Genomic DNA, 5,071 nt, shown 5'->3' with positions numbered 1-5,071 from the left:
CATCAACACCATGGTCAGCATCAGCACCATGGTCAGCATCAACACCATGGGCAGCATCAACACCATGGTCAACAACATCAACAACAGCAAACATGGTATGGCGGAGCGGGAAGTGCAGGAAGTACTGCAGGAACAGCGGGCGCGGCAGGGCATGCTGGACACGGACACTAATAGAGTAAATAAAAAACATAAAAAAATTCTCTTGTGCGCAAGGGGATTTTTTATTTTGGGAATAGTAAGGAGGAGAGGGGGTGCATTACATATGGGAAAAGGTAGAAGTAATAATGCTGGTAAAAAGCAACCGAATTTCGATGATTCATCTAATTTTGCTAAACAAAGTCAACCGACAGAAAAGAAGAAAAAATAAACAAAAAGGAGCTCTCTTCATAAAGAGAGCTCCTTTTTCAGATATATCGGCGTTTCGACACGACATATCGTTCGCTCGAAAAAATAAGACATAAGTGCGGGTCTTAACTTCTCGCGAATAGTAGCCTATTCAATCTTATTTCCCTGCTTTTGCTAATGCTTCTTGGCGTTGACGCTCAATTTCAGCACGTAACTGTGGTTCTGGTGCTTGCCAGCCTTCTGGTTTCAAAATTTTTCCGTCGCCTTCACGGAAGCGTGGTTTTCCATCAGGGAATAGTTTTGCCATATTGGCATTGTTTACAATTTCAAATCCTTTATCAGGACGTACTCCCATTTCTGCAAATGTTCCAAACGCGAAATAAATAAGGTCAATTAATGCATCGTATTGATCTTCTACAGTATTAGCTTCTAAAAACTCTTCTAGCTCTTCTTGCATAAAGCTTGCGCGAATTTTTGCACGCTCTTCAGTTAATTTTGTTGGTACATCTGTAACAGGATGTCCAAATACCTCGTGCATTTTTGCGACAAGTTCATATCCTTTATCTAAACCTTTTTCGTTAGTCATGTTGTTTCATCCTTTCTCGTTTTGTGCCGAGTTTCATTGTAACATAAGGAGATTATTTAATAAAAAGAACATCCTATATAAAATAAGATGTTCTCTCTATCGCTACTCTTCTTTTTTTATTAAAAATGATACAGCAAGATCAATCCCAAACATCCCCACAAGTAGCATTGGTACAACAACAAGTAAATAACGTGTAAATGAAACATTTTTTAAGTATGTATGAGCAAATAAAAAGACGCTGAGAAATAGGATACCATATAAAATAGGCTTTACTAACTTTTTAGACATAAGCTCCCCCGTAAATATCTTTTTCTCTATGTAAGTAATTTTGTAAGTAGTATAAAAAACTCCTCTCTCCGTTGTATCATGACCGAAAGAGGAGTTCAATCATTATCTTACATTTTGAGGAAACTATATCTCCTATTATTCGATTACACCTGAATTTGTAATATTAACCTCATACTTTACTGTGATAGGTACGTCTTTATACATTTTTTGCCATTCTGCTAATTTAAATGGTCTATAGTGTTGTCTAAATTGAGCTCCTAGCCCAAGGGGATCAACATTTAGAGATTTAAATTTTTTGATAAGTTTTGCGGCTTTAGCATTTAAGCGTTGTTCAACTTCTCGTGATATTTTTTTTGTGTTTTTTTTATTTTCTAGGTTTATTTGTTTCGAAAGTTCTAGAATGCGTGCATCCATTTTTACTTTAATTAAAAAGGAAGGCTTTCCAGCTTTTACATTTACAGTATACGTTGGCTTGGAGCGTATATTATTGATCATTACATATCCATTATTACTTTTAAATTCGTGTGAATCTAACCGATGTTTTTCCGATAATCCCTTAAATACGAACATATCTTGTTGATCAATTTTTCCGACATACTTATCATTTTTTAAAAGTCCAATGCCAGTGATTTTGATTTTGTCTTTACTCTTTTTTAGGATAGGCATATAAGAATCTTGGCCTTCACGATAATAACGAAATGCACCTAAATGTAAATTATCAGTTGGTAAGGGGCCTGTTTGCATGTTATGCTCTAACATTTTTGTTATATAAATAGCAACATTAGCTGAAGTTGTATATTTTCCTTTAAACAGCTCAGGTCCATTTCCTTCTAATAATCCAACATACAATGAGTTTCCGATGCTGACATCACGAACCAATGTGTCAAAGGAGGTCGACAATCCCTTTTTGGCAATTTTTGTAGTAAACAAAGCAATGCGCATTTGTCCGCTTGCAAATGGTTGAGAAGATTCCAAAGAAGTATCAGCTTTTACTTGTTTAACAGCATTTGCTACTCCTTCATAGACCTGTACTTTATTTCCTTTTCGTTGCACCGGACAAACCGATGTCACCTTTATTTTATTGTTTTTTGCTGTATCAAAAACAACCCCTTGAATTAACTGAACATCATCAACAATATTTTTTTGCAAACAGCCTGTTATGGTGAATAAACAAATACATGAAAGAAGAATTAGTTTTCTCTTGATTTTTTCCATTTTCTTTTCACCCACACGATAAGAAATAAGATTGGGATGTAAACATACATAAGCCAAAGACTAATTTTGGAAATATAACTAATAAAATCGTTGATATCGTGCCTGTTTGTTAAAAGTTGTGAAACAATAATGGTAATTAGTATGAAAGAAAGTAAAATGTATTTTTGCTTTACATGAAAGATTTCATGCGTTCCTCTTGTAGCGGCCCATAATGGAAGAATAGAACTTGTAAGAATTACAAGTGCATAGCCAGAGATGGCAATGTATTCTAGTCGTTCGATAAAGGGTAATTTAATAACTTGTGTCATGGAAAGTTGAGACCAAATTGTTTTTGATAACTGTTTTTCGCTAAAAAAAGCGAATGCCAAAATCGTGCTAAATAAATATAAAATGTTAGAGAACAATACACCATATTGTGCAAATTTATGAGATTTTTCGGGATTCTTCACAAATGGGTATATCATAAGCAAGATTTCAAAGCCTGTCATACTATAAATTGAAAATTGAGATGCTTTTAAAATATCTCCGAAAGAATGTGAAAAAACAGGAAGTAAATTTTCCCAATGTGCGTATCGCAACATAAAAAAACTAAGAAAAATATAACCTAATGTTCCCACGATTGAAAGTACACAGATACCGGTCATGACGCGAAATCCTGATGAGATGACGTAGTAACTTAATAAACATAAAAAGATTGTGAACATCCAAGTGGACCCGGTAGGAAACATCCATACTTGAACAATCTCAACATACGTTCGAACAACGGATATACTCAAAGCGAAAAAATACAACATGAATACAATACTAATGCCATTACCGAGCCATTTTCCAAAAGTTTGCTGATGAAGATCTATTAGGTTGCCGTTTGTATTTTTTAATAAGTAATACATCACCCAAACGAGAATATGAATGATGATTCCAGTGATAAGAACGCCAATCCAAGCATCATAGCCTGCAACTTTAGCAATAATGCGTGCAAACCCGAGAACTCCAGCACCGAACTGTGCACTATGAACTAAGAAGAAAACAAAGATGGGAGATATTTGATATTTTGTTTTGACTTTACTCATAGGTGCACCTCGTTTCTTATTCATCAAAATCAGATGTATGTTTTATTGAAATTCCTGTTGCTGATTTTTTTACGTGTTGCGGTCTTGCTTGAATATCCCTTGTATCAATCATAGATAACGGAAATCGGACCCAAGAGTCTTTTATTGATTGCTTCCTTGCTGGATAAAAGAGCGCGAATGGTTTCCGTAAAGAAGAAAGCCTGAATAGATGAGTAAATAAAAAGATAAAACCTAGTGAAATTCCAAATAGTCCACCTAATTCTGCAAATAAAAGGAATGGGAATCGTAGTAAGCGAACTGCGTTCCCCATCTTATAAATCGGTGTGATAAAGGAAGCTAACGCGGATAAGGCGACAATGATTAACAAAATATTACTTGTTAGTCCTGCTTGTACAGATGCTTGTCCGATTACGATACCGCCTACAATACCGAGTGTTTGCCCTACTTTCATTGGCAGCCTAGCCCCGGCCTCTCTAAGTAAATCAATAACTAGTTCTAGAAAGAGCGCTTCTATTAAAGGTGGGAAAGGAACTTGTGCTCTTGATAAAATTAATGTTTCGAGTAAATCGCTTGGAATTAATTCGTAATGATAACTTAAAATGGCAACATATAATGGTGCTGCGCAGATGGAAAATAGAACAGCAATGAGTCGTAAAAGTCTTGAAAACGTAGCGTAAAGCCAAGATACGTTGTAATCCTCTGGTGAAACGAAAAAATCAAAGTATGAAACAGGAGTGAGTAAGACGCTCGGTGAACCATCTACAAAAATAGCGATTTTCCCATCAATTAATGCGGTCGTTACTCGGTCTGTACGTTCTGTATTAATATATAGTGGGAAGATTGATTTTTCTCCCATTAATTCTTGAATATAGGAGCTGTCGTTGATTTGATCGTATTCAATTGTACGAAGTGATTCTTCTAAATAATCAACACTGTCTTTTTCAGCAAGATTCTCTAAATACATCATGACAACTTTTGTTTTAGAGAACGTCCCAATGATAACTTCTTTTGTTTGTAGTGCTAACACCGGAAGGCGTTTACGTACTAAGTTAATATTCGTATCAATATCCTCTACAAATCCCTCTTGTGGACCAATAACTGTAGATTCATTTAAGGGAATAGATGGTGCCCGATAATTATCAATTGTGATATTTGCTAAGATACATTTTTGATCTTGTTTATGTAACTGTACAATCGCATGCCCTTTTAAAACCATATCTTCAATTTTTTGAAGGTCGTTTGTAATCGTAATCCCGCTCATCGGAATATGTTCTTTTAATTCTTCTAATGTAGAGTATGTACGCTCTAGTAATGCTGGCATTAAATATTTTTGTAATTTTTCCCCATCAAGTGATGGCCGATAATAAGAAATCCAGTACGGCATTGTTTCATCATCTGACGTATGATAACTTACAAAATCACTAGATGCTTTTAGGTTTTCTAATAAATCTTGAAGAGAGTGAGCCTTTTCTTTCTCAGGTTTACTGAAATCATAAATGCTATTGCTATTATTATTTTGCTGCGTTTGTGTATCTTGTTTCGTATCTTGAGCAGCTTGCTGTTGTTT

The 5,071-nt window shown here is 35.3% G+C and carries 5 protein-coding genes; all 5 read right to left on the bottom strand.

The genetic code is table 11. The features are described from left to right. Positions 1–502 precede the first annotated feature (502 nt). The gene (locus CN288_RS27710; RefSeq protein ID WP_026593768.1) at positions 503–931 is read right to left on the bottom strand and encodes a haloacid dehalogenase; all 429 of its coding nucleotides are present in this window, start codon (positions 929–931) and stop codon (positions 503–505) included. Between the two features lie 102 nt (positions 932–1,033). Continuing rightward, complete coding sequence (locus CN288_RS27705) at positions 1,034–1,219, bottom strand: hypothetical protein (RefSeq protein ID WP_026593767.1); 186 nt, start codon at positions 1,217–1,219, stop codon at positions 1,034–1,036. A 135-nt stretch (positions 1,220–1,354) separates the two neighbouring features. Then, positions 1,355–2,434: a Ger(x)C family spore germination protein gene (locus tag CN288_RS27700; RefSeq protein WP_098302274.1), complete on the bottom strand. Its 1,080-nt coding sequence runs from the start codon at positions 2,432–2,434 to the stop codon at positions 1,355–1,357. Next, entirely contained in the window at positions 2,410–3,504 is a 1,095-nt protein-coding gene (locus tag CN288_RS27695) for a spore germination protein (RefSeq protein ID WP_026593765.1), read from the bottom strand. Before CN288_RS27695 ends, CN288_RS27700 begins: the two co-directional genes overlap by 25 nt. A 16-nt stretch (positions 3,505–3,520) precedes the next feature. Next, the coding region (locus tag CN288_RS27690) for a spore germination protein (RefSeq protein ID WP_141528032.1) at positions 3,521–5,071 on the bottom strand (1,551 nt) is incomplete at its 5' end.

Source organism: Bacillus sp. AFS023182, from assembly GCF_002560575.1.
Taxonomy (GTDB): domain Bacteria; phylum Bacillota; class Bacilli; order Bacillales; family Bacillaceae_G; genus Bacillus_A; species Bacillus_A arachidis.
Note: the sequence above shows the minus strand (reverse complement) of the source record. Positions and strands in the feature narration are given on the sequence as shown.

Bases quoted from the DNA above. Each gene is read 5' to 3' on its own strand.
- CN288_RS27695 (WP_026593765.1), bottom strand. From the start codon at position 3,504: ATGAGTAAAGTCAAAACAAAATATCAAATATCTCCCATCTTTGTTTTC.
- CN288_RS27705 (WP_026593767.1), bottom strand. From the start codon at position 1,219: ATGTCTAAAAAGTTAGTAAAGCCTATTTTATATGGTATCCTATTTCTC.
- CN288_RS27700 (WP_098302274.1), bottom strand. From the start codon at position 2,434: ATGGAAAAAATCAAGAGAAAACTAATTCTTCTTTCATGTATTTGTTTA.
- CN288_RS27710 (WP_026593768.1), bottom strand. From the start codon at position 931: ATGACTAACGAAAAAGGTTTAGATAAAGGATATGAACTTGTCGCAAAA.